This is a genomic window from Paenibacillus sp. GM1FR (genome assembly GCF_002803315.1).
In the GTDB taxonomy this organism is placed as follows: domain Bacteria; phylum Bacillota; class Bacilli; order Paenibacillales; family Paenibacillaceae; genus Paenibacillus; species Paenibacillus amylolyticus.
In genome coordinates, this window is sequence record NZ_MKZL01000017.1 from 1 (window position 1) to 25,624 (window position 25,624).

Sequence of the window (25,624 nt, forward strand, 5' to 3'; positions counted from 1 at the left end):
CCCCCTTTCTATGGATCAGTTTTTGGTCGCACTCTGTATGGAGTGCGTGGATTGAAATCTATTGCTCATTATGATATGTGACATTTTATGTAGTCGCACTCTGTATGGAGTGCGTGGATTGAAATACGCCGAGATAACCTAGACAGATCCCCAGAAAAAGTCGCACTCTGTATGGAGTGCGTGGATTGAAATAAGGTCTGGTCCAACGTTTTCTCTTCTTGGGTTTCGTCGCACTCTGTATGGAGTGCGTGGATTGAAATAGCATGGACAAGTACAACATCGAGGGCGTGATTCCGTCGCACTCTGTATGGAGTGCGTGGATTGAAATACTGGCCTTTGTTGATCAGATCGTGGATTCCCTGGGTCGCACTCTGTATGGAGTGCGTGGATTGAAATAAGTACGCTACGCTCATGTCATCGAGTTCAGCATGTCGCACTCTGTATGGAGTGCGTGGATTGAAATGCTGTTGCATGAAGGCTGCCCCCTTAATTTATACCGTCGCACTCCGTACGGAGTGCGTGGATTGAAATACGCGACATTCGTTTATCCCCCTATCAACTTTTGAGTCGCACTCCGTATGGAGTGCGTGGATTGAAATACCGAAATGCCCTGGCTGATCTTTTGACATCACCGTCGCACTCCGTTTGGAGTCAACCATCAGTTGCTTTATGTTTAGAGAGTATCCAAACTTTTATTGTTGCTGTTGTACCATTAAGAGATAGCCCTTATGCTACAGCCAAAGTCGATCCTTCAATGGATCGGCTTTATTTTATTGGAGCAATTTAGCGAGTAGAAGATGGAAGAAGATGCACATTCGACCCAACAAGCAGCCCAATTATTTGCTTCATTACAGCAAGGTTTAAAATGAGTCGCACAAAGAGTAGCTTTTTCTTTTACTCACAAAAAAAAGGAAACGAGGATGAACATCAGAATCGTGCCAATGCGCAGATTAATGTAACAGCCTATCCCGGGTAGACCTTCAGCCAGGCGATCTTGAGTATGAGAAGCTTCGCCTGGTATTGAACAGATTGGGTATGTGGAACCTGTCGTCTGGAATAAACAAGCGGGGAAGAAAGTCGGGCAGTAATCAGTGCACTGAATTAAAGCAAAGCCACAACAGATAAGCCAAGGATTCTATTGTTCCCTTGAACGCCATTGGCGAATAGAACCCTTATGCTGGACAGGCTTAAATAGGTTGATGCCTGTATGAAACTTGTTTTGAACGCTCAGATTTTTGGTATAATGGAAGTGGATATAGAACGGAGTTGCTGTTATGGAATTGCTTGATCCCAGAGTAGATTTTGTCTTCGAACTTATCTTTGGCAGTGAGAATAATAAAGATGTATTACTGGCATTTCTTAATCGAGTCCTTACTGAAGCGTGAGATCCACCACTTACAGAGATCATCCTCATGAATCCATACACGGACAAAGATGATCCGCTCGATAAGTAATCGATCTTTGATGTTTATGCTAAAACCTCAGAGTAAAAAACTGATTGATATTGAAATGCAGCTATTTAATAAGTACGACATTGAGAAAAGAACGTTGTTTTACTGGAGTAAACGATATTCCAGTCAATTTCATGAGGGAGAGAAGTATCAGGAATTGAAAAATGCGTCACAATTAATATCCTGAACTATGCTTTTTTAGCCAATGATAATTACCATAGTACTTTTCATCTTCGAGAAGACCGGACAGCTTTAACCCTAATTGATGATATCGAGATTCATTTTCTGGAATTACCTAACGTTATTCTATCACAAGGTGGTCTTGAGAACTGGTTGTTGTTTCTGAAGGGTGTGGATGCTACACATTGGGAGGTGCTGAAGATGAATGAACCAGGATTAGAGAAGGCTATGGATACCTTGCAATTTTTGAGCCAGGATTCCGAAGCGCGTCAGAAATATTTGCATGATGAAGCGTCGATGCTAGAAGGAGCTCGAAAAGCGGGTATCAAATCGGGTATCACAGAAGTGGCCAAAAATATGTTGGATTTGAATTTGGATATATCAACGATCGCTAAGGCAACTGGGCTCACTGAACAGGAGATCATTCAATTGAAAAGATAAGCCCTTTTTTTTAAGTCGCTAAAATAGCGGCTCTTTTTTATTTCAAGAATTCGTTCTTTACTGAGTTTTTATAGTGAACATTATTATGAAGTATATTAATAAGTTCAAATTAATATTCGGAACAAGCTTTTCTTTTTGGGGCGTATGGGATAATATACCTATATAAAATAAACGCATAGTGGCAATATTTTCTCATAACTGGGAAGTTTGATAGGTGTTTAGGATCTGTAAGTCCTTTAAACAGTAGAAAACATAAGAACAAGGTAAAATCCATGTGAGAAGCAAGTACATACTAAAGTAGAGTTTTAAAAAGAAAAGTAGAAATTTTCTTTTATAGCATTAGCAGGAATAGTGACTACTAGCATGGTGGGTACAGAATCAGCCGTAGAAACAAGAGGAAAAGCAACTGTAGAAGTTTTACTGAATACGAAGATGATGAATTTCCCGGATGCAAAGCCGTTCCAGGATCGTCAAGGTATTGTGATAGTTGCAATTCGCTTCGTTTCGGAAACCTTAGGAGCAAAAATGTCCTACAGAATGAAGGCTTTAATAAAGCCAGTAAAGATCCTTCACAAGTATGGAACGGGATCTAAAGTACAAATGGTTGGATTCAATTAAAGGTTAACCCGAAAGAATACATAGCTTATCTCAGGAAAAACCAGTCTAATTTTTATCTATGGAGCGTGGAAACATTGAAAAAAGTAACTCAACTCTTATTAAGTGCTGTATTGATAATAGGTATATACCCATTCACCGAAAGCACAAGTCAGGCTGCAGTTACCTCATTTAAAGATGTACCTGCGAATCATTGGGCGAAAGCATCCATTGATGCCGCAGTAGATAAAGGTTATTTCAAAGGATATAGCAATGGGACATTTAAACCGGGTGCGACGGTTACGCGCGCAGAATTTGCAACATTGCTGTCCCGAGTGGCCAAAAGAACGGCGAAAACGGATCAGGCAAATGTGTTTAAGGATTTGACCGGCCACTGGAGTGAGGAAGAAGTGAATCGTGCAGTATCCCTGGGGTTCTTGAACTCTTCAGATTACCCGAATGGGTTTAAACCTAGCACCGCATTAACACGGGAAGAGATGGCGAAGTGGCTCAGTTCAGGCCTCGCTGCTAAAGATGAAGAGTACAAGCAAGCGCTGAAAGATACAGAAAACACGCTGGTTCCTGTAGCAGAATACTACAAGGGCGGATTGAAGAAATCAGCATATCCCTTCGTATCAGTAGTTCTGGGAACCGGATTAATGAGTGGCTATCCAGATGGCACCTTTGGTCCAGGCAAAACGACCACACGTGCAGAGGCAGCGGTTATTTTATCACGTTACGAGCAGATACAGGAGAATGAGGCAACTTCGTATAGAGATCTGAATGAGATGCGCGAAGTGGGATTGACTGGTACAAACCTAACTTCTGCTACGCCGTATGTTTATCTGAAATCAGAAGACGGTACAATTGCAAGCTTTGATCGCATCGTTGGTAAATCGGCCAAATTACGCAATAATTTGGGTACCATTATGCCGCATAGGATGATTGTTACCCATGCAAATTCTAAGAAAAGCGTTCTAAATCTTTATGGGAAGATGTTCATTGACAAGAATTACAGATATCCTATTAAACAGGAATTATATGAGGTTTTTATCGAAGTAACGGTAACTCCGAAGGGTGATAATTTAAGAAATCTAGCTTTCTACCAAGCTATAGCCGACGTTTTTACAACGGTAAACAACTTTGATAGTGGAACAGTAGAAGCTTATGGCATCAATAATCTGCCGGTTGAAGAGTACGTGGATTCTGGTTTTTTCAAAAAGGAAGTGCCACGAAAGTTCTGGATGCGGTTTGCGTTAGCTAAAACTTCAGATGGATCTTCCACAGGAACCTGGAAAACCTTCACCATAGACCAAAATACGAGTTCTTCTTTTAGTCTCCCACTAAGATAAGTCGAATGAAGAACTGCTACAGACTTAAACAAAAGCAGGGCGGACCGGGGGGAAGTAATGGTAAATCCATAGTAAGTGGTGAAGATGTTGCTTCGTTCATCAGCCAATTTAATTTAGTACGGGAAATGGAAGGTATACAAATTATTATAGGTTTGGAATAGAGTATTTCAAATCAATCTTAATCTATAGGTATATAGCAAATTACTATTTTTAACTTTGGAGGTCCTATGAACACTAAGCTTATCTAACTTTATTAATGGTATTATTGTTACTTTTCTCACAGGAGTAATGACCCCTTGGGACAGTGTTGTTTACGGTAGTGCCGTTGATTCGAATGCTGAGACAAAAGATAAAACTAACCTACAGTGGATACCTCACAATTATAGGATAAATGGAACAGGAAAACCTATAGTGAGGAAAACGACAGTCGATTACACTACAGGTTTATTTAAGAATGAGGATACTGTACTGGACTTCATAGACACCTCTTCTGAGTACTATTTCAAGTCCATTAGCGGGATGAACACGAAAAACCCTTTAATCACTTATGCGATATAAAAGGGCGGAGCTACAGAAAAACTTCTAAAGTATGATAGCTGTAAGAAAGTTGTTACTACCCTCGCAGATCGAAATATCAACGATGGAGCGATTGACGAAGTTTACCCAGATACAGGGATGTACGTCGTAGAGAAGGGAAGAAGAGAATACCTAGTTTATTCTTTAGCTACCAATAAACTGATACACAAAGCAAAAGAAAGACCCATGGAACACTCAAATATTTTTGTAACTAACTACTTGTACCACAATTACTTTGATCCAGAGTTGTCTATTGGAGCATTATATGTGGAAGCAGGTACGTAATATGATTCAAAAAATGAATATGTTTCTTACCCGGGAGAATATCCTTACGAGATCAAGGTTAATTGAAAAATAATAAAACTCCATACAACTAGAGAAAACGCCGCAGATGATTATGTTGACAAGAGAAAGTTCGCTCAATCAAGTCCAAATGGTAAGTATGTCGTACTCCAGGTGAACTTCATTGAAAACAATCGATCGGTCAAGGAACAGCAGAATACCGGGTTTTTGAAACTCAGACAGGGAAACGGGTACGAACCATAACGATTAATACGACTGGATCATCTTCTGCCATTGATTACGGAGTCAGTTGGATGGGGGGCACGGATCATATCTTTCAATCTGGTCTTTTAAACCAAGGTGCCTACCGTGTCATCGGGAGCGATCTAATGACACCTCGAAGATATGGTAATGTTGTTGACGATTTTACTGAACCTTATTATAGCTTTTCACTAAATGATTACTTGAGTATAAATGATCCTATTCCGGTGAGTTTCGAGGGGAAATACCTGAAGTATAGTGGTCAGGGAACGTTCAGTCAAACTGATCTAACTATGTACACACCTGTTTCGGAATTAATGGCTCTCTTAGGTGGAACCATTAGCAATAAAAACGGTAAGATTACCCTTACTTAACAAGAGAAGTCGTTTAATCTGAATCCCAAAAAATAAATCTTTTGGAAGAACCGCACCTATTATCCAATTAGATATGTTCTAACTGGCGTGGGATTAAAACTTTTTACTAAATCTAACAAACTAGCTTCCGAAGAGTGGAGAGAACTTCAGATTGTGAAGTAGCTTTCAAAGTGTATGTCGGAGGACTAGAACATAGTTTCTTTGAAGTCGGTAAATTAGCGGCTTTGTTATTTTGTCGGTACAAGTTCTTGTCCCGAGCCAAGTACAAGAACTTGTACCGATTGCCGGAATGGACAAGAACATAGTCCGATTACCGATTAGATGTACATCTAAACATTGATCACATGCACTTAAAGCTTTATTAAGTACCATAATACATGAAAATGTTCACAATATTATGTGACAACTGACAAGATGAGAGGTAAAACACGGTTGCTAGGTATTAAAAAGGCGAAACATCGGACTGAAAATAACTGCTGAGGACAAGAACATGTTCCTATTTCCGATTAGATATATACCTAACAATTCTCTGTCATCTAATTGAGCGGGAACATGTTTGTTTAGAAGGCGGTTTTCCTGCAGTAGTAATCATTAAAGGGGATTCCCATGGTGAACCGAGAGGATATACCTATATTAAATGAGTATATAGCGGTAATATTCTTATTATAATCTGTTTTGTTAGTATTTAGGTCCTAAAATACCTATACATAGTAAAACACCGAAAATAAGTACATACGAACTTGAGGTAGTTAAGAAACTAGTTTTAACCGTATTAGTTAGATAGGATGTAAGGCTGATGGTTTCAGGAACAGAAACGTACGTACTAGAGCATTTGAATAGGAGGTCTCTTTAACAAAGAAATCGTTTGTAGAATCTATATTTAACTTGGTTGCTGAGTAGAAACCTAAATGATGAGTAAAGGAATGAAAGAGATGAACAAATGGACGATGAAAGAAACATTGAAAGGAAAGACATTTTCCATAATTATCCTAACGATTATTTTGACCATTGCAATCAATAAATTGGTCAATCGAATAATGACTCAAGAGGTGATTTTTGAGGGGGGGTTATACTCTTCTTATACAAACCATTTCTCACTTGGTATCTATGGTGTGATATTTGCAATCCCCGCTGGATTTATAAGTATTTTAGTTGTAAAGCTCTTTACGAATAAGATTAAAAGGCAGTCCAATCCCTTTGATGATGAAAAAAAATTCAAATGGCATAGTATGTATGGAACTGTTTGCGGATTTATTATTCTGTTTCTTCTACTTAATTTAACCAATACGTATGCATCTCAAATGCTAGTATCTGATGTATGGGATGGCTTCATACATCTAGCTATTTCATTCATTATTCCAATTGTCTTTACTGTGATATCTGCAAAGTTGATCAACAAAGTTATGGTTCGTATAACAAATACAAACGGAAGATTGATTGAAGAGATAGAGGCAGGAAAATACGATAGAGAGATTCTAAGCCAGAGAGATAAAGCTAGAATGTTGAAGTTATTAAAAAAAGGAAGCGTATCTTCCTTGAAGGGAGGAATGATGCGGCTCAAAGTCATTGATTTTTTACTTTTGGTCGGTGGTACTATTGTATTCGTTCTGCTGTTAGTACTGGATAAGGTTGTCTCATTATTTAGTAATCCAAACCATGGTACCGGATGGAGTAATGGGGAAAGTAATTTACACGAAGAGAGAGAACGATTAAAAAGTAAGGCATATGATAACGCTGAGGAAAAACGGGAACAGGCCGATTTTTCAAAAAAAATGTTTGTAAAACAAGCTAATTATAACGTTAGGTATTCGCAATCAGAATGGAATCGAGCAGTTCGAGATGAAAGAGAATATCAAAGGGCAAAACGTGATGCAGATTCGTTATAGTTTGTCAGCTATGTTCATGTTGTGGTTACAAAAATGTGGAGGTAAAAAATCTGGCTTTGTGCGAATGGATGTGCCCATCCCTCCAGACCGTACATGATCGTGATCGAAATGCGGCCCTCAATCTACTGCAACTCGCCAACTAAATGGCATACATTGGGGGAGGAACTCCCCTGTAAGCTGAGGCAGTTGCACTATTGACCAAGAAGCACCCCACCTCTTAGGTAGAGTGTAGTTCACATATCGAGGGATAGGAGCTCCAAGTCAGAGCCAATAAGCTGAATGAACAAAAACTGTCTGGACAAATTAGTGAGAAAGATTTCTTGAGAATGGAAAAAGGCTTAGCTAAACTTGAAAAATGATCCGTCCATATAGTGTGAAACTTTTACGTACATACGTACAATTGTTTAAGGAGGATATCTTCACATGAAACGTATGTCAATTTCTGAATTGAATGAAATTTTAGTAAAAGCAACATTCTCGGCCAGACAAGAGGCCAAAAGCAATGGTGTGCCCATTGTATATGAAGAAAATGAAAAAATGATCAAGGAATATCCGGATGGCAGAAAAACAGTGATCATATATGAAGAAAATGGTAACAAAAAGGAAATTGAATACCCGTGAGCAAACCCGTCATGACTGTTTTTGCTGGAACGAATGGAGCAGGGAAAGGCACACTAACTAGAACTTTAACGATCAGTTAGGAGAGGTTATTGATCCGGATGCCATTGCAAAAACTATCAATCCTTGTCTTCCGGAATCGGTTTCTCCATCAGCTGGAAGAGAAGCTATCAAACATTCAGTGAATGTATACAGAACGGAAAAAGCTTTTCCCTTGAAACAACGCTTGTCGGTAAAAATGCAATGCGGAAAATAGAACAAGCCAAAAAGGCAGGGTTTGAAATAAACCTGTATTACTTAGGTCTTAAAAACGTGGAGTATCACATCGAGCGAGTAGAAATGCGAGTAAGGAATGGTGGACATCATAATCCAGAAGATGATATCCGAAGACGATATGACCGATCGATCGCTCTTTTATTTTTGATAATACCTCAAAATTTAGATTAGTAATGGAGGTTGAAAGAGAAAAGGTTCAAACTTTATCTCAAGATATTCCCCAGTGGGTTAAAGGTGCCTTTTTAAAAGGATCGGAGAAAGAACAAGATCACACTCGTGCGGACGAGATTACTCGCGAAGATATACAAAAACAGAAAACGAAAGGGCAAGATTTCGAACGATGATTAGAAACGGAAAAAGTTAGCAAATAAGCTACTTTAACTCCATACGATTGGAGTGGTACAATAGCATGAAAAGGGTCTATCTTAACTGATTCTCAAAGGATGTATATTTCATATACAACTGCAAACGGCAAGAGTTTTTATTGGAGACATATTAGTGACTTACCCAAGATAAGAAGAACTGTTGTGGACAGATTGATTGAACTGGGTAATACATTAAAAACAGTCGAACCAAGAGATTAGAATCGACTATAGTCAACAAGATCATTATTGATGTATAAAAACAACTGTGGTATTATATACTACATAAAGAAGACGGTGCGCTATACCGTCTCCCTGCACAATTATTGTTGAGTAGGGAATCCCATCTCCATTAATGATGACAAAGACGGAAATAACCCACACTTTTGGCGCGAACCTCAGAGTGGGTTATTTCTTCTTCTTATCTACATACGTTAGTACCGCAATTAGAAATGTTGCGAACATTATCACGTCTGAGAAGGAGAAGTTCATAGCGCTCACCTCCTTTCGGAGATAAGCTAACCGCACTCAAGGCAAATCATGCCATTTGATTATAGCATATAGGAAGCGTATTTTGAATCATAAAAATAAATTGGTGGTCGCGGCATACAATCTAGCTACTTTGCACATACATAGAAAACAGGGTGATTGAATCTGGAATAAAACGGATGAATTTATATGAATTATCAGCCAATGCCTAGACTCACTACTAAAGTGTCGAGGGACAAGAACATATTCCCATTAAAGTCGCTATTTTAGCGGCTTTTTTATTTTATCGGTACAAGTTCTTGTCCCGAGCCAAGGACAAGAACTTGTACCGATTGCCGAAATGAACAAGAACATGTTCCCATTCTCGATTAGATGAACCAATTTGAGTAAAAATATAAAAATAAATGCAACATTTTACTGAAAATTGCGTTTTATTTTATATACCTTATGAGAGGAGATAGTTTATGAACAAGCGCATTTTATCACTGATAGTAACCTTGCTAATGATTTCGTTAAGTATTTTTATTAGTACAGGTCAAGCGGCGGAGTCCATATCAAACGATAACATTAGAGTGCAAAGCAATGATCCAGGTCATAAATGGGAGATACCTACCGCTACTAGTTTCACGAAGTCATTAGAAACTGAGGCAGAGGCAGTCACGGAACAATATCCTGAAGCCAGTCTACTTAACACAAATATATTGATTGATCGAGGTAACGTACAGCTAGAGTTAATGAGCAACTATAGCGATATTTATACTGGTGCATACACCGATGAAAACGGTAAGAATGTCATTCTTGTTACTGAGTTACCAAACGAATTAAAAAGTTCAGTAATGAGCACGAGTGTTTTTCCTCAAAATATTGAATATTTAATTGTAAAATATTCTTTAGAAGAACTGACTAAAGCAAAAGAATCATTATCTGGAAAAATGAAAGAGTTAGGGTTAGAAGCGGTTGGTATAAATCCTAAGTTGAACAAAGTTAATGTGTACATCTCACAAGAGCAGTACGATAATGCTAAGGAAGAGATACTAAACTATATCGATGAAGATATGGTGAGATGGGTAATAGGCGAGTTGAGCCTTCAAACACAAGCGTATAACTTGTTTCCCGGAGAAAAAATTGAACGAGGAACTGCTATTACTTCCCCGGCATGTAGTTTAGGTTTCAACGGTCGTGCCAATGGTAACAACGTCGGTGTTACTGCGGGGCATTGTGAGAATGGAACTTGGTATGACTTATCTGACGGTTCTAGCCCGATTGGTACAATGAACAATGCTGTATTTTCGGATACGTCTAAGTTCGATGCAGGTTATATAGTATACAACTCATCTGTAAATCCGAGCCATAATTTAAATGGTAATTCTTTAACGATAGGGACAACGGATTACTCTGGCCTATATCGTCAGGTTGGAGATAAGGTAAGAGTACACGGGTACAATTTGAATGGAAGTAGTTATCCTCTAGCTGAGATTGTTGACACTAGTTATGATATTAATGGTGGACCGACTGATATGATCATTACTGGACTTAGTGGTACACAGCTAGGAGATAGTGGAGGATTAGTATACAATGTCGTCAATAATGGTGTACGAAACTATGCAAGAATTGAAGGTACCCACACTGGTATAGTTAGACAAGGTGGAGTAGATACATGGCAAGCTTTTTCAAAATATAGTTATACAATTAGTTCGCTAGGTCTCTCGGGAGTTTACACCGATTCCTCCTATTGATGTTTTTATATTGCAAGTGGAAGGTGATGATCATGGCTAAACTAGTGAGTGGACTCACACTCGTTTTGTTGCTACTAGCCGTCGGCTGTAGTTCTCAAAATGAACTAACTCAATCAGATGCGGACATCAGCGGTACAATTATAGAAGTTAATGAACAAGATAATCAAATATTGATTGAACAAGATAACCCAGATGATCCTGCAACGAAACAAATTTGGATAAGTAAAGATGAGGATAGTGAAATAGTTATCGGTGGGGCAGCCGAGTCTAAATTTGCTAGTTCAATAAAAAATAAAAAAGCTGAAGTATGGATAAAAAATCTTATAGCCCAGTCATCACCTCCACAAGCTATAGCTGAAAAAGTCATTATTGAATAATAAAGGTTAAGGTAATTAATATCAAAGTCGCTACTTAGCGGCTTTTTTGTTTTAAGAACCAAATTTTTGTTCCAAGCTGAGTTCCGAGCCAAGAACAAGTAATTGATCAGGGGTTTTCTTAAAAGACAATTCCAAAGAGATAGAGAATCCCAAAACTAATGCCCAATGGAATACTATCGCCAAGAACAGAGCTTGAATAAACTTTTCTCATCAATACCTGAAGCACCGTGAGCTGAAGCCACTCATCGTCATATACAAAGAGAACTTTCTCCCGATGGCTCCTTTATGATCCGATACTACCGCCCCAGTATTGAGGGCAAACGCCCAGATTGAAAGTGCACAGAACTTGCGAGAAGGAAAAGAATGGCGGGCTGTGACACGAGACAATTCCACGGTGTTCGGCTGGAGTGCATCCTCCAGAAGTTCCGATCCTGCGGGCGCTGCAAAGATATATGAATGGCTTCCGGAAAATACGTTCGATAATGTCAATATTAGCGTTTGTTCGATAAAAAGACTCCCCCGGGTCAGAATAATTGTTAATTCTGCTCATGGCGGAGAGGCAACACCCAAAGAGGAGAAAGAATGGAGAAAAAGACGTAAAGGGTGGTCTGTCTGGTGTGTGTCTAAGAACCTTTAAGCGTGATATACTATGAATGAATGGAGATGATTGCAGATGAATGAACTGCTTGACCCCCGAAATGATTTTTTATTCAAACGTATATTTGGCAGTGAAGAAAATCGGGATGTTCTGCTTGCCTTCTTGAACAAGACTTTTGTAGAGGCAGGTAGGCCGCCTTTGACAGAAATCATCTTGTTGAATCCATATACCGAGAAGGACACTCCTCGTGACAAGCAATCCATCCTTGATATACACGGAAGAACAGCGGAGGGCGAGCTCATCAACGTTGAAATGCAGTTATTCAATAAATATGATACTGAGAAACGAACGATGTTTTACTGGAGCAAGCTATACAGCGGACAGCTTCAAGAGGGGCATTCTTATAAGATGCTGAAAAAATGCGTGACGATTAACATCCTGAACTATTCTTTTTTGCCCAATGATCAATATCATAACGTATTCCATCTGCGTGAAGACCGGAGTGGGATCTCGCTCATAGATGACATAGAACTGCATTTTCTGGAATTGCCCAAGCTTGGCGATCATGCGACTCCAGTAGAAAATGGTGGTTTGGTTAACTGGCTATTATTCTTAAAAGGTGTCGATAAATCCAATTGGGAGGTGCTGACGATGAACGAACCTGTATTAAAAAAAGCAATGGATACGTTGGAATTTCTTAGTCAGGATGCCGAATCCCGCCGATTATACGAGGACAGACAAAAGTATTTGCATGATGAAGCTTCTATGATTGAAGGGGCAAAGGAAGAAGGAGAGCGTAACAAAGCTACTGATGTTGCCAAGAAATTGATTAAATCAGGAGTAGATGTTGATATCATTGCTTCTTCTACCGGTCTGACAAAAGCAGAAGTGGAACGACTCATAAAACACCATAAAGTTTGATCATAAATGTTGCCGATGACATCTTAGTAAGGACATCTGAGCAACAGATAAGTAATAAAATGGAGATAGTTCCTCCAGTAGTAAAAAGCCTCGAAAAAGTTCGAGGCTCTGTCACGTAGATTGTTCCACGTTAGTAATGAAAAGTGATATCATAAAGAGAAAAACGGTAACTACAAAGTTTAGACATATGTACAAAATCCTGATTTTGTGTAAATGTTTTATTGCCGCCCAGCCATCACGGTTCTAATCCCATAAAATATAAACTAAGCGTACAACTCTTTACAGTTGCACGCTCTTTTTTATGTCGTTGTAAACCCAAAATATCCAACTAATTACTAAAAAAGCATGTCAAACGTAAACCAAACGTATCTTTTAAATAAGTATCTGTTGCTAAAATAATTTGTTTCATAGAGTTTGTGATATCTAATATTGATACCCCTGGTTGGACAATAGAAATTTCAAATTCTGTTTCATAACCAACTCTCACCATCTTTTTCAACATATTTAAAGTTGGTAAGTTCCCTTTTTCGAACCGTGTTTCACCATAGCTTTTCTGTCTCGAATTTTCCCTTTCAATCATTCTATGTATTATTTCTAATACATTATCAGTCCACATAATTGATTTTTCAGCTTGGCCGCAAACTTCATATAGATCTGAAACACGAGAACCGGGATGCTCTCCGTGTGAATACTTACAATGATAAAGATGAAATCTAATTTTCTTATGCTGCATATCAATTTTAACAGAAACAATATCAGCAATTTCCCCTGATCCATCATCGTCAAAAATTATGTCTGAACTTTGATCGACAATATTATGTATCGTAGCGTATTGTATGGAATCAATCTTTCTTCCTCTCCCTTGTGATTCCGATTTAATATTGACTCCAAGAGCAGGCCAGTCAACAGCAATAAGAACATCTGAAGATAACTTAATACCACTTTTGGGTTTGATCACTGTTTTTAGATTCTCCTGAACTACAACTACAGTTCCATCATGCTGAATAAAAGATATTTCTGGGGAATACTCATATAAGAAATCGATCATTTGAACTGATTTCTTACCTAATTTTACTATAAGCTTTTCACCTTCAATTTGCTTAAAACTATAAGAGGAGTCATTAATAATTTGTTCAAATATAAATTTTCTTTCATTTATCAAGAATTCAAATCGAAGATTTCCATCAACCAAACTGGGGTTGCTTAATTCCGATTGATAGAAAGGGTATGCCTTTTCTTCTTTAGTAATATACAACTGTTTCGTGTAACTATTAGACGTTTCAATCGTTTCCGGTAGTAGTATTTTATAAGGAACACCTTCTGGGAATTCCTTTATGACTTCTAAAGTGAGTGAATTATCTAGAATGCTATTTGTATCAATGGTATCATCCAACACTTTTTTTCCTATATCCTGACACCACTCTGTCCAAAAGTTTATACGTTCCACCCAGCGCATCCAAACCTTCCCTCTATACGAACAACCGATACTTATACGTTCCCCACCTTGATAACCATAACCGAATAAATTAGATTTAGTGGAATTTGACACGATTGCTTCACTAATCCCAGACTTAATATCGGTTCCCGCAAACATTCTAAAACTAATCCTTCCACTTGGTTGTTGTTTCAATCCTAAAGTGCCAATCATTAACCTATTTATCTCATTCAAGCTCCGATATACTGAATCCCCCTTAATTGCTGTGGCTTGTGGAAACATACTTTCAATGAGTCGATTCCCCTTTCCTGTATCAGTTTCGTTTATATGTATTATTCCATTCTCTTTGTCCAAAAACAAAACAAAAAAATCATAATCATATTGCATTATATCCTTTTGATCAGACCAAACTACTTTTGTTTCAATTTCCTCAATCAAAATGTAAACAGAATCCTCTTCATTTATCATTGATGTAGTTCTATCTGGATCCAAGACCAGTTTCCAAGCGTCTACAAAAGTACTTTCCGTAGGACACCGAAACATTCGGGTACTTATTTTCATCTTGAGTTGTGAAATATCTATATTCGTAACATGCCCTTTTTCAAACTTTCCAATAAACTCACTAAGTTCAATTTCTTTATCAATAGCTTGATGTGAATGTATATTGAGGAGCGAATTCCAATCAGAATCTTGACGATATAACTCTTCTATCGAGTCCTTTAAATCATCCATTGCCACATTTGTTATGAGCTTTGCATTTCCTAAATTATTCCCACTTGTTCGAGCAAATCGTCCAATAAATTGAAGGGTAATTGGAAGGGACTTATATTTATCATGGATTGCTGCAATTTTTAATGTTGGAATATCGATACCTTCACCAAACATGTCTACACATACGACAATCTTTGCATTACCATCTTTAACTTCTTGTAAATATTTATTTCTCTGGGTAGAAGCAATACCAGTGTGAATTATAACTGGCTTGTAATCTGTATACTGAGAGTATACTTTTTCATATAACTCATCGGCACGTTTACGACTCTTCGCTCGTGCTAGAAGAACATGCTCCAATCCTTTGTCCAAATCTTCTTTTAATTGTTGGATTGCGATTTTCGCGATCTCTTCATCAGACTTTTGTTCGTCAAATTCTTGAACTGGATAAAACTCGATTGGCTTGAAATATCCAGCTTTTTGCGCCATTGCCAGACCGTAATTGAATATTATCTTACCATCCACTTTTTTTCCATCATTCCTAAAAGGGGTTGCAGTAAATTGTAGGATTTTCTTTCCTAAAACCTTTTCTTTCACCGCTCCCCAATCCGGTGATGCAAGATGGTGTGCTTCATCAAAGATTACCACTTCTAGTTTTTGAATAAATTTCTCCCAAACAGATGAAGGCATTTTTTTTATCATACCTGGTGTAGAAATAACTATGTTCGATTCCTGAAGTGCAGCAATCAGAGCTTTTTCATCTGTAGCTTCAACTTTCGATTTATAAAGGAAAGTAGTTGGATAAATAGACTCATGAGAGATCATATCTAATTTGGGAAGTATTCCAAAATGACGTGCTCCTTCATAAATTTGTTCTCTTAAGAGATTAGAAGGCACTATGATTAATGTTGAAGCAATTCTTTCAGAAATAATAGTTGCATACATTGTTTCGGACTTTCCTGTACCCGTAGGCAACACTATTGTAGCTGGAGAATTTGATGTTACCCAATGTGCACGAATTGCCGATAGAGCCCCAAATTGGGGTGAACGTAAGCCAATCTCACCCTCGCTTCGCGAAACTCTCTCCTGATAAGACAATCTCCAACTATCAATAATCTTTGCTTGGCTTAATTTATTACCTTTGCTGTCCGTACAACGACTCAACTTATTACCACGTCCTATGGTTGACACTACTGTTTTATACTTCATCAAAAAACCTTCTTTCTGTGTTGAAATTTTTCAGATCTCTTGAAGTAATTATACAATAATTAATTCAGAATACGGTTAACAAAATACTTCTAGTATTTGTAGAACAGGTAATCTGAATAGTTTTTTTTAGCAGATTCGGCTCAATACTGTGAGTTGGGTTGTCAGCCTGATTATATCTCTTGTTTAAATGTAATAAAATGTGAAAATCATACTTCATATGCTGCATATTCAAGTTTTAAGTAAATGAGCTTTTTGTTTTGACATTTATTTAATCATTAAAGAGAACAAGTCTGTTCCCTCTTCACTTACATTTAGGTAAGCTACCCTGCCTGTTAGCTAACGAAACAGATTACAGTATCCCACTCGACAGTTTGGAGTTCCCATTCTTATTCAGCAGTGGAACGGAGATTTTGCCTTCAGAGAACGATTTGAGCCTTATCCCACCACATTATTTATGTCATGATAATATTTAGATAACAATCTAATCTGCAATGAAACAATGTTCTTGTCCTCAGCTTGGGACAAGAACTTGGTTCCTTAAAACAAAAAAGCCGCTATAATAGCGACTTTGAATGGAACAATGTTCTTGTCTACCGACAATACGGCAGCTTTCTAGGGATTTAACCTTTACGTTTCTTTAGATACTCTTTCATAGCCTCTTTTTGTACTTCTAACTCTTCCTTATTTTTTTGGAGGAATGGCTAACACACCATTGCTTAAATCTGTTAATTGCTCAAAGCTTCTAATTAAGAAATTAATGTCATCATATCCGCCTTTATATTATTGTTATTGAAATAAAGAAATCTTCTCATTTCAGTAAGATAGTATTTCCTAGTCCGCCCTCTAGGTCCGAGTTCTTTTAATGTCATTATAAACAAAATACGATTTTCATTAAAATTCTTTTGAATGGAATGGTATCACCAGTTCACTTTTGAACCAATTGAATCGACAAGAATTGAATCGACAAGATTACCATTATGCTCCTTCAATCGTAACCTAAAACCTAATAACGTAACCTATCATCAAAACCGCTCTTCTAGAAATAAATATAAGCGAGCCCCAAAGTGGATACGCTAGATAGGGCCATTACCCCTTTCATATAATACTTAATTCACGGTCCTCCACGAACCCAATAACATCCAAACCTATATATTTGAAGTAACGATTTCGTTGTTGATCATTCCAACTAGAGAGTTGTCTTCTTTTAGTCGAACATTCGTGAGGACAGAATTCCAAGCCTTTAATCCCCTTTGTAGCATAATTGGTTGATATCTAGTTGTGTAGGCGAAAAAAATTCCTTTACTACCGATGATCTCAGTTTAACATCCTTACTAAACACTGAAAACGTATTTTGCAACGTATGACAGGTTCTAGATATATCCAATTCATTGTTACACTTCTTGGAGCCTTTTTAATATAAGTGAAAAACCTAGATAGGGTACCTCACTTGGAAGGTTCAAGAGATAAGTCGATGTTTGTTGACTTTTTAAATAATTTAAATTTTAAACGAGGGAGTTATAAAGGGGAGCGGATGAAAAAGACCTCTTGATAGACAAGTGGTCTTCATAGAATTTAGGATGGAACGACCAACTTAAGTGTGCAAAATTGGTCCTTTCTTTGTAAATTCGAGGAACTGGTAAGTCCCTGCAGCGTAGAACAAAATTCCCTCTAGTTGGCTTATACTTATGGAATTTCCGTATTTGCTCAAAAGTACTTTAATAAACTTCTTGAGCAAAAACGCTTCATGATAGAAGGACACTTCGCTCATTGGGCTCATCATAATCTTTAAATAAAGGAATTTCGAATCCTTTTTATATTGATTAAATTTCTTGTCCCATTTTTTTTCGATCCACGTATCGTAGAGCAGGTCGGCATACTTCTCATAATCAAAGCTATCTTTGATTGCTGCATTAATATCAACAGGCTTATTCGATTCCTCTAAAATAATAAATTGGTCTTTTAGATCATCGAAATATAACACCCTGTCTGCAGTTAAGTGATACTCTTCAGAACGATGCCATTTAACAGCCTTAAGTTCTAGGTATTCAGTAAAGATACCCTCGAATGGATTAGCCAACTCTAGATCGCGAAGTGCTTTGGTTGGATCGAAGGAGATTTGTTTTAACTTTAGATGGAAGATGATACGATGATCTTCATCAGCATGTGTGTGATGGAAATCTAGAAACCACTTAAACAGCTTAGGACGTGTAAATAATAAGGAAGCTTCATCCTTATTTGATTCGAAAGGGAATTGTTTAATTTCCATGACAGCTTTCTTTTTCTTCTTACTGTTATCGAACTTGAATCTTGCTTCAGGTTTCTTAGGTGTATCTCCTCCATGTCTTGCTATGTCTAATTCCTCATGAAGCTGATAACTTTTTCCAAGTATATGACCGATAAAATTCATAGCCTCTTCTGCTTCTTCAATGTCTTTCTGTTTAGGTTTGTTTGAATCCTCTTCATACCAGTCCGTAAGCGCAAAGCATCTCATGAAAGTTACTCTATCGCTAGCTCCAAATGTACTCAAACCATTTCCCTCCTTTATTTTTTTATTTTCTTAGGTCCATCTCGCCTTATGATCGGATGTGTATGACATCATCTATTGGATACTTTTTTAACCTATAGGCGCTATTTTGGTAAGCTAAATTTGTTTTCCAAAGTTGGCCGCCTTGGTAATAAAGTATTGAAAGGTTTCAACTTCAAATCACATAAAGATGCCGGTCCCTGGTGTACGCATAACTTCAATCCACTTTTTAAGCGTTGATCTATCCGCTTGATCAATCGGATATCCTCTTGCAAGTCTTACTTCATCAGCACTCGGAGAAAGGCCGCTAGTGGTAACAATCAAGCCCCGCCCTGCATTTTCATGTAGAACGTCAGCGTACAATGCTTTGATGACCCCCGATTCAACCTTATCTTTACGCCGCTTACATTGAATCAGGATTGCTGGTGGACCGTCAGTAATAGGATCTATCTGCCATGCACGGGCATCGATACCACCATCATTTGATCCTGGACCAATCTCAACATAATATCCGTGACGTTCAAAAAACTCGCAAGTCAGGGCTTCGAATTTTCGCCAATGAATGTCGCTGATCTGCTCGAAGTGTTGACCAAGGAAGTCAATATATCGCTGATCAAAGAATGTGCCGTACTGCGTCTCTAATGAACTACTTTTGAATAAACTAGTTAGCTCGGCAGTATCCTTCCAATTTAATCTTCGAACGCTTGAAAACGGGCTAATATGTTGTTGTGCAACAGTAGTTCTCATAACTTCCATTGCCATTTCAAAACCTGGTTTCCCATGATTTGCAATTATGCTCTCCACAAAAGACGACGGGTCAATATCTTTGTTATTACTATTTTGCTCCATCCAAGTCATTAGGAACAAGTTCCAGCTGTTTGCAACTTCATAATAGAGTGAAAAGAGCGGTGTATTCATGTACTTTTTCGTAAGAGTGACATGTGGTAGTGGGTCTGGACTTGCTATATTTCCCACTTCGTATAGCAAATGAGCAATCAGATCATCATATTCCTCGGAACGAATTCGTAGAAGCTCTTCATCTGGTCCTTGCCATATTTCATAATACTGTTTTGAGATAATGCTATCGAATTCCTTCTTCGTCAGCGCAAGGCCCGCTTTATAACCAATCACTTCAGAAGTTTGTCTAACAATTACCCCACGGTGTATCCAAGCCGCCCCCATCTTTACATCTGCTCCTTTCAAAGGTAAATCCTATTGACTAACTTGTCACGTATATTCTCATTTGCGATAGTCGGTATCGAATCTGATTGTTATTCTATTGACTAAATCCATCAGCATCCTTAGACACGCATGGTAGATTCATTGCTATAAAAATATTAACTTTAATTTACAATATAGTACTTAGTTCCAGAAGGTACATCTTCAGCTTTGAAGTTTTGAGAAAATGTCGCTTCTCTATCAACGGATAAGTTAATGTTACTAAGGTTAATGTGTTCATTTAGACTTCATGACAAATTCGGTAATCAGTTACATGTATATATCGGTATTCCGCTTTATAATGTTTACAATCTGCACTATTCTCAGCGTATCAAAGACAGCAGATTTTCGTTTGAGCAGAATAAATAAAGTGCTTATCTCTATTTTTAGAGGTTTTAGAGGTAAATGATTATGATTAGAGAAACGCCCTTTGGCCAATTACTTTTGCTTTGTCTAACAGCATCAACTCAAGGAACATCCTAAATAAAGCTTAATTATCAATCCAGATAAAGTTAACTTCTGAATTGTAATAACCGAAAAATAAAAAAAGCCTCTAAAATAACGACTTTCTATGGAAACATGTTCTTGTCACCCGACACTTATGGAATTTTTTTTGGCTACCTTCTCATAAGACTATCTTACTTCTGTTTATGTATTTAGAATGTAATTAGACATCATCCTTCATGGATTTGATATAATACACATTTCTAATGTGGATATCAATCCACTTCTTTTAGGTCCTTCTTTATCTAGAAAAGCTTCTTGAATTTCTTCTTTGATTCTGTTGAACATCGACATTCCCTACACTACCAACAAAGATATAATAAACACCACTGAAAAAACAACACCATTTACAATGATCTCTGTATTACTTTGATTTTGTATGTACTGAGGGATTTTTGATTTTTATTGAAGAATGTGTACACATGTAAAAGGAATTGAGTGAGATTTGGAACTGAGATAGCAAGCACTATGCTAGGTGCCACTAATGGAGATATCTTATTTCTTTCGTTCTCTTTCTCAAAGTCCGATATTAATCTCTCAATTTTCCAACGTGAGTATAGGTCATTTTCTATTAAGTATTCAATTACAAAGTGAATCCTTACATCAGAAGCATGATGTCTTCAGGTATTGGGACTAGAAGTAATAGAATAATGATGTTTTAGTACTCCCATAGCCTTGACATCAAAAATCTTGGTTAGTTTATATAAACCGAACATTAAGCTCATCGTAAACATAATAAAAAACACAAAGAATAGTGTATTCAAAATAATTAGACTCATCAGAAGACTCAACAATACCATACAGATTACAATGCAGATAGAGAGTCTATAAATCCGATAAAATTTAGCCATTTTGGAATAAATTAAGGCATGATTTGACGCATGATCTTTGTAGTAATCAAAACTCTATTAAAACTCGTACGACAGGCTGTCCGTTTCTTACTATAACCAGTACCTACAAGATCGAACACCAATTTATTTTAAAGACTTTCAATTATTTGAATTATAATCCAAGCTCATTTAGTACATTTTCAGAAACGCTATTTCAGCCTCCAGGTGCAACAAAGCCCGAACAAATTATTACATCTCAGATCAATATTTTCAATGATAACCCCACATAAATGAGCGCAGATTCTATTTATATATTTTTGAACGCAGTCAAATAACGTTAATAACGAAAGTGAGGTTCAATTTAGAAAGCCTCACTTTCGTTATCAGTTTATCAGAACAGCAGAAAGTAGCTGGATTTCAAAAGGAACTGTCAGATCACTGCTTTTACATTCTAGCAACTACAATCTGATAAATGTTGAACTTAGTACATTTTGTATGCTGAAGATTCTGTACACCATTTAGGTCAAGTGCCATATACATCATGAAGCATTGTCCAAAATCTTGAGGGTTCCTTAGGAAAAACTCTTCCCCATTGATTGCGCTGGGTTAACGAACGAACTAGGAAGCATGCCCTTTTGGCTCTACTAATACATACAAAGAAAACTCTGAACTCTTCTTCCATCTTGTTAGGGTCAGAACTTTGAATACTTCTATAGGAAGGAAAACTCTCCTCTTCAAGTCCTAAAAGTATAACAACTTCAAACTCGAGTCCCTTTGAACTATGTCTAGTTGAAATGGTTACCTGGTTTTGAGGTTTCAAAATTTGTACAAACCCAGCCACAGAAAAATCTTTAAATTCTCCGTTGGTAGCTAAGTCTATTAACACATCAAGGTTATCTACCTCATCGGGGTATACATCTGAACCTGAAAGCAGTACAGTAAGTGATAACTGTTCATCAATCCAGCGTAGCCAATTTGAGAGTCTGGTTGAAAGCTTCGCACTTTGAACAAGGGTATCATAGAATTTTTTTTTGTCAGCTAAACTGTCAATAATAGAATATCCTTTGTGTTGCATGTATATATACGACCAAAACTCGTACAATTTAGAAAATGATTCATTCCCGAATTCAATGCTCCAAGATGCGCATTCAATTAACCATTTTATAATATCAGTAATTTCAAAATCCTTACGTTTATTAATGTAATAAGGAATGTTAGAATTTTGAAATAAATTGCCCAATCGTCGGGCGTGATCATTACTTCCAACCAGGACACAAACTTCACTTAATGGAATATCCTTTTGAATACAATGCGGAATAATAGAATTGATGACTTTTTCAAACTGATCCTTAATACCTTCTGAACAAACAACAAAATTGAATTCTGCTTCTTCATCGAATCTACTGCCGGCCCTATAATTTTCAATGCTAGTGCGTGGTAAAGCCAGTTGATACGCATCAATTATCCCTTGATTGCTCCGAAAATTGGTTAATAACTTAACTGATTTCATTTCTGGTAAATCATAAAGTTCTAAAAGGTAATGCGGTATGGCTCCGTTAAAACCATAAATTGATTGATTTGGGTCACCTACAGCAAAAATTTTGATTTTCGTCGTATTGAGGATAGAGAGAATAGTTTCATGTAATGCTTTTCCCATGTCTTGATACTCATCAATTAGAATCCATGGGAACTTAGATTCTAAACAATCTCTAACATATTTTTCATTCTGAATTATTAGCGTAGCATATTTAACAATATCATGATAATCAGTCTTACCTTGAGCGTGTAGCTGCGCTTCGTATTCTACGGCAGCTTTAAGAGCTAGATCATAGCTAGGGATATGAACCCTACTTATTCCTGTAATATCCAAACTTCTCTCCCTATCCATCTCTTCAATTGATAATTCATCAGAAGAAATGGTCAAAAAATTACAGACCTCACGAAATAATCTAGTTTTATCTCTTTGGGATATTATTTTAAGTGGTACAGGAATAGGATAATTACAAAGATGGGCAAACGGTTGGATAACCTCTGAAATACAAAAGGAATGAACAGTACCCAGAAATACATTACTTCGAGACTTATATCCATAGGAAAGAAGACGATCCTTAAACTCTTTCGCAGCAGCCTTACTATATGTTACGCAAGCAAGTCCCCTAGGTTCAAAAATTGATTCTTGTAGTAGATTTATAATCTTTAAAGTTAGTACAGTGGTTTTCCCACTCCCTGGTCCTGCAATAACAACTGTACTGTTTTGGGATTGAAAAGCACTATATTGATAAGGATCTTTCTTAATTTCAGCTAGTTTTCGATGATAGTTTTTCATATTCACTCATCCACTTTTTCGAAGATTTTATTAATAGCGGATTCTATATATTGAGGAATGTGCTGCTTTAAGCATCTAGTTGAAAAACGTTGTGCGAAACGTCCCTTGCCGATTCCATTATCGCTATTTTCAATTTTTCGCAAGCAAGCATCATATTTCCCTGTTTCCAATTCATTTTTAAAGTTTTTCTTTTGCGTATCCCCACCACTAGTTAATTCATCAAATGTAGAACATATTCTTTTTTTAGAAATTGGATTAGAAGCACTTCTTTGCATAATTTCAGTTTCTAACGTATAAGAACTTATAAAAAACCCATGTTTAGAAAATAAAGTATCCTGTTCTCCCCAATCACCTTCCACAATATCGTCAGGAGAGATTTTTTCTAAACCCAGTAGCATTTTCCCTACAATTTCATTACCTAGATATCCGAAAATTTTATGATCGTCATCATCATCATTTCTAATCGTACCGTACTTCCTAATTCTAGATCCATCAGATTTCTTTGGATCAGGAACCTCAATATAATAGTCGCCATCTGTTATACATACATACGGAATTCCAAGCTTATCTAAGTATTTTATAAATGGACTGAAGTTTGTAGAGTTAATATTACAAACCAAAATTCCTTTTAAATCCAATGGTTTACCTAGTAATTCTGCAAATTTTGGCACTAAATATTCTTCAGCAATCCCTTCTACTAAAATAACACCTTTTCCAAAATATAGTTCTCCTCTTTTTACATCTAAATACCGTTCAAGATCTTGCTGTTCTCTAGGTGTCAGTCCAATTTCTGAAGCTGTATTTACATTTGTTCCGTCTGATGACCATCGCAAATGTACAATAGAATCAAGGGGGGCTACTGATGTAATATGTGGCGAATGTGTTGTCATGAGTATAGATGCATCACCATACATGACATCTTTATAAATAACACGTTGAAGTGTTGGATGTAGATGGGCTTCGGGCTCCTCCAACGCAAGTAGAGTGAAGCCTTTCGATTCTCGATTTGGACTATCCATAAATTTATACAGTACAATTAAATCTTCCTCTGGAATTCCATCCTTCAATTTAAAGTTTCCATTGTCCGTTTGTTCGTAGCACTCTTCAAGAATTAACGAATCGTCGAGATCTTTTAATGAATGATACTGACTGAAGCTCAGGAAACTTGGAACTGTTTTATCTTCAAGTAAAAGGAGAATCAGTGAGATATAAAGGATGTTTGTTAATCCCATACTAGTCTCACTCGTAGGTCTTTTATTCTTCCCCATCATCAATTTAAGAGCTGTAAGAAGACGATTGGAATTGAAATCCATTGTTTCAAGGTGAAGTTCGGAATCGGGCTGAACCCCGATTACTTTACTGAATCGTGAGTTCATCTTAACAATTAAGTCTTGAATTTCATCCATGTCAAGTAGCTTATTACTTTGTACTTTTAAATCATCAGCAATCGTGTCTAATTCATTTTTATTGAATTCATATTCTTTAAGTAATTCTACAAGTGGAGATTTTTTCGAGTTTTTAATTTCGCTTTCAACGTCTCGTAGGGCATTAATAACTCTAATATTAAAATACTTCCGTTGGCGATGAGTAAAGTGACATGTCTCATCTTTACCTTGATAAATAACATAAGTATAATCCTTCGAACCATCCTGTCTTTCTACTGGGTAATAACGATATGTAAATCTCAAGGTTGGAGGTACTTTTGAGATAGTTGCATCTGACAAAACTGCAAGGAGAGTTTTATTATGTTCATAGCCTTGGACTTCAATAATTATTTCAATTTCCGAGTTATTTCCAATTGGATCCTCTAGTCCATTGTAGAAATCAGATTCTTCCAGTTGCCGATCTTCATCATTTAATCTGGGGTCTAAAATAAGCTGTATTGCACGAATGAGATTTGTCTTCCCAACATTGTTTTCACCAATGAGAACTTGTTTATGACTCAATGAAATATCAAGTTCCTTAAAATTCCTAAAATTTTTAATTATTATACGCGATATAAAAGGTGATTTCATAGCTAGCACTTACCCTCCTGTGTGTATTGAGAACTATTCCTAAAAAAAGTATAGGTCATTTGTCACGTTATATAAAGG

At 37.1% G+C, this 25,624-nt stretch carries 16 protein-coding genes, 1 pseudogene and 1 CRISPR repeat array; of the genes and pseudogenes, 12 read left to right on the forward strand and 5 right to left on the reverse strand.

Annotated features, from left to right (window positions below):
- Positions 1–25: 25 nt before the first annotated feature.
- Positions 26–599: direct repeats of the CRISPR family, unit length 33 nt; unit sequence GTCGCACTCTGTATGGAGTGCGTGGATTGAAAT.
- A 675-nt stretch (positions 600–1,274) separates the two neighbouring features.
- From PAEAM_RS14065 to PAEAM_RS14120, 12 genes and pseudogenes are all read left to right on the forward strand, one after another.
- A pseudogene (locus tag PAEAM_RS14065) lies at positions 1,275–2,072 on the forward strand (Rpn family recombination-promoting nuclease/putative transposase).
- 363 nt (positions 2,073–2,435) lie between these two features.
- On the forward strand, positions 2,436–2,690 hold the full coding sequence (locus PAEAM_RS14070; protein WP_100527977.1) for a hypothetical protein: 255 nt from the start codon (positions 2,436–2,438) through the stop codon (positions 2,688–2,690).
- A 65-nt stretch (positions 2,691–2,755) separates the two neighbouring features.
- Entirely contained in the window at positions 2,756–4,018 is a 1,263-nt protein-coding gene (locus PAEAM_RS14075; protein ID WP_243391359.1) for an S-layer homology domain-containing protein, read from the forward strand.
- A 1,172-nt stretch (positions 4,019–5,190) separates the two neighbouring features.
- Complete coding sequence (locus PAEAM_RS14085; protein ID WP_100527980.1) at positions 5,191–5,511, forward strand: hypothetical protein; 321 nt, start codon at positions 5,191–5,193, stop codon at positions 5,509–5,511.
- A gap of 947 nt (positions 5,512–6,458) precedes the next feature.
- The gene (locus PAEAM_RS14090; protein ID WP_165789923.1) at positions 6,459–7,397 is read left to right on the forward strand and encodes a hypothetical protein; all 939 of its coding nucleotides are present in this window, start codon (positions 6,459–6,461) and stop codon (positions 7,395–7,397) included.
- The gene (locus PAEAM_RS14095; protein WP_373888074.1) at positions 7,394–7,540 is read left to right on the forward strand and encodes a zinc ribbon domain-containing protein; all 147 of its coding nucleotides are present in this window, start codon (positions 7,394–7,396) and stop codon (positions 7,538–7,540) included. The genes PAEAM_RS14090 and PAEAM_RS14095 overlap by 4 nt, the downstream gene beginning before the upstream one ends.
- A gap of 280 nt (positions 7,541–7,820) precedes the next feature.
- Positions 7,821–8,018: a hypothetical protein gene (locus tag PAEAM_RS14100; RefSeq protein WP_100527982.1), complete on the forward strand. Its 198-nt coding sequence runs from the start codon at positions 7,821–7,823 to the stop codon at positions 8,016–8,018.
- A gap of 446 nt (positions 8,019–8,464) precedes the next feature.
- Complete coding sequence (locus tag PAEAM_RS32295) at positions 8,465–8,635, forward strand: hypothetical protein (RefSeq protein ID WP_243391360.1); 171 nt, start codon at positions 8,465–8,467, stop codon at positions 8,633–8,635.
- A gap of 971 nt (positions 8,636–9,606) precedes the next feature.
- Positions 9,607–10,878: a chymotrypsin family serine protease gene (locus tag PAEAM_RS14110; RefSeq protein WP_100527983.1), complete on the forward strand. Its 1,272-nt coding sequence runs from the start codon at positions 9,607–9,609 to the stop codon at positions 10,876–10,878.
- A 32-nt stretch (positions 10,879–10,910) separates the two neighbouring features.
- Positions 10,911–11,255, forward strand: a complete 345-nt coding sequence (locus PAEAM_RS14115) for a DUF3221 domain-containing protein (protein ID WP_165789924.1) — start codon at positions 10,911–10,913, stop codon at positions 11,253–11,255.
- A 310-nt stretch (positions 11,256–11,565) separates the two neighbouring features.
- Positions 11,566–11,892 carry a SpvB/TcaC N-terminal domain-containing protein gene (locus tag PAEAM_RS32710; protein WP_133120438.1) on the forward strand — a complete coding sequence of 109 codons (327 nt, stop codon included), beginning with the start codon at positions 11,566–11,568 and terminating at the stop codon, positions 11,890–11,892.
- A gap of 36 nt (positions 11,893–11,928) precedes the next feature.
- Positions 11,929–12,774 (forward strand): Rpn family recombination-promoting nuclease/putative transposase, encoded by an 846-nt coding sequence (locus tag PAEAM_RS14120; RefSeq protein ID WP_100527985.1) that lies wholly within the window; start codon positions 11,929–11,931, stop codon positions 12,772–12,774.
- A gap of 328 nt (positions 12,775–13,102) precedes the next feature.
- Here PAEAM_RS14120 and PAEAM_RS14125 read toward each other — a convergent pair whose 3' ends face one another.
- The 5 genes from PAEAM_RS14125 to PAEAM_RS14145 form a co-directional block, all read right to left on the reverse strand.
- A complete protein-coding gene (locus PAEAM_RS14125) occupies positions 13,103–16,129 on the reverse strand; it encodes a DEAD/DEAH box helicase (protein ID WP_100527986.1) in 3,027 nt (1,008 codons plus the stop codon).
- A gap of 1,591 nt (positions 16,130–17,720) precedes the next feature.
- Positions 17,721–18,656 (reverse strand): hypothetical protein, encoded by a 936-nt coding sequence (locus PAEAM_RS14130; RefSeq protein ID WP_100527987.1) that lies wholly within the window; start codon positions 18,654–18,656, stop codon positions 17,721–17,723.
- A 177-nt stretch (positions 18,657–18,833) separates the two neighbouring features.
- Positions 18,834–19,835 carry a restriction endonuclease gene (locus PAEAM_RS14135; protein ID WP_100527988.1) on the reverse strand — a complete coding sequence of 334 codons (1,002 nt, stop codon included), beginning with the start codon at positions 19,833–19,835 and terminating at the stop codon, positions 18,834–18,836.
- A gap of 1,893 nt (positions 19,836–21,728) precedes the next feature.
- Complete coding sequence (locus PAEAM_RS14140) at positions 21,729–23,531, reverse strand: ATP-dependent helicase (protein ID WP_100527989.1); 1,803 nt, start codon at positions 23,529–23,531, stop codon at positions 21,729–21,731.
- 2 nt (positions 23,532–23,533) lie between these two features.
- The gene (locus tag PAEAM_RS14145; protein WP_100527990.1) at positions 23,534–25,546 is read right to left on the reverse strand and encodes an ATP-dependent nuclease; all 2,013 of its coding nucleotides are present in this window, start codon (positions 25,544–25,546) and stop codon (positions 23,534–23,536) included.
- Between the last annotated feature and the right edge of the window lie 78 nt (positions 25,547–25,624).

Excerpts from the sequence above, each read along its gene's own strand:
- PAEAM_RS14070 (WP_100527977.1), top strand. The coding sequence starts at position 2,436 with ATGGTGGGTACAGAATCAGCCGTAGAAACAAGAGGAAAAGCAACTGTA.
- PAEAM_RS14085 (WP_100527980.1), top strand. The coding sequence starts at position 5,191 with ATGGGGGGCACGGATCATATCTTTCAATCTGGTCTTTTAAACCAAGGT.
- PAEAM_RS14090 (WP_165789923.1), top strand. The coding sequence starts at position 6,459 with ATGAAAGAAACATTGAAAGGAAAGACATTTTCCATAATTATCCTAACG.
- PAEAM_RS14100 (WP_100527982.1), top strand. The coding sequence starts at position 7,821 with ATGAAACGTATGTCAATTTCTGAATTGAATGAAATTTTAGTAAAAGCA.
- PAEAM_RS32295 (WP_243391360.1), top strand. The coding sequence starts at position 8,465 with ATGGAGGTTGAAAGAGAAAAGGTTCAAACTTTATCTCAAGATATTCCC.
- PAEAM_RS14110 (WP_100527983.1), top strand. The coding sequence starts at position 9,607 with ATGAACAAGCGCATTTTATCACTGATAGTAACCTTGCTAATGATTTCG.
- PAEAM_RS14115 (WP_165789924.1), top strand. The coding sequence starts at position 10,911 with ATGGCTAAACTAGTGAGTGGACTCACACTCGTTTTGTTGCTACTAGCC.
- PAEAM_RS14120 (WP_100527985.1), top strand. The coding sequence starts at position 11,929 with ATGAATGAACTGCTTGACCCCCGAAATGATTTTTTATTCAAACGTATA.
- PAEAM_RS14125 (WP_100527986.1), bottom strand. The coding sequence starts at position 16,129 with ATGAAGTATAAAACAGTAGTGTCAACCATAGGACGTGGTAATAAGTTG.
- PAEAM_RS14135 (WP_100527988.1), bottom strand. The coding sequence starts at position 19,835 with ATGGGGGCGGCTTGGATACACCGTGGGGTAATTGTTAGACAAACTTCT.
- PAEAM_RS14140 (WP_100527989.1), bottom strand. The coding sequence starts at position 23,531 with ATGAAAAACTATCATCGAAAACTAGCTGAAATTAAGAAAGATCCTTAT.
- PAEAM_RS14145 (WP_100527990.1), bottom strand. The coding sequence starts at position 25,546 with ATGAAATCACCTTTTATATCGCGTATAATAATTAAAAATTTTAGGAAT.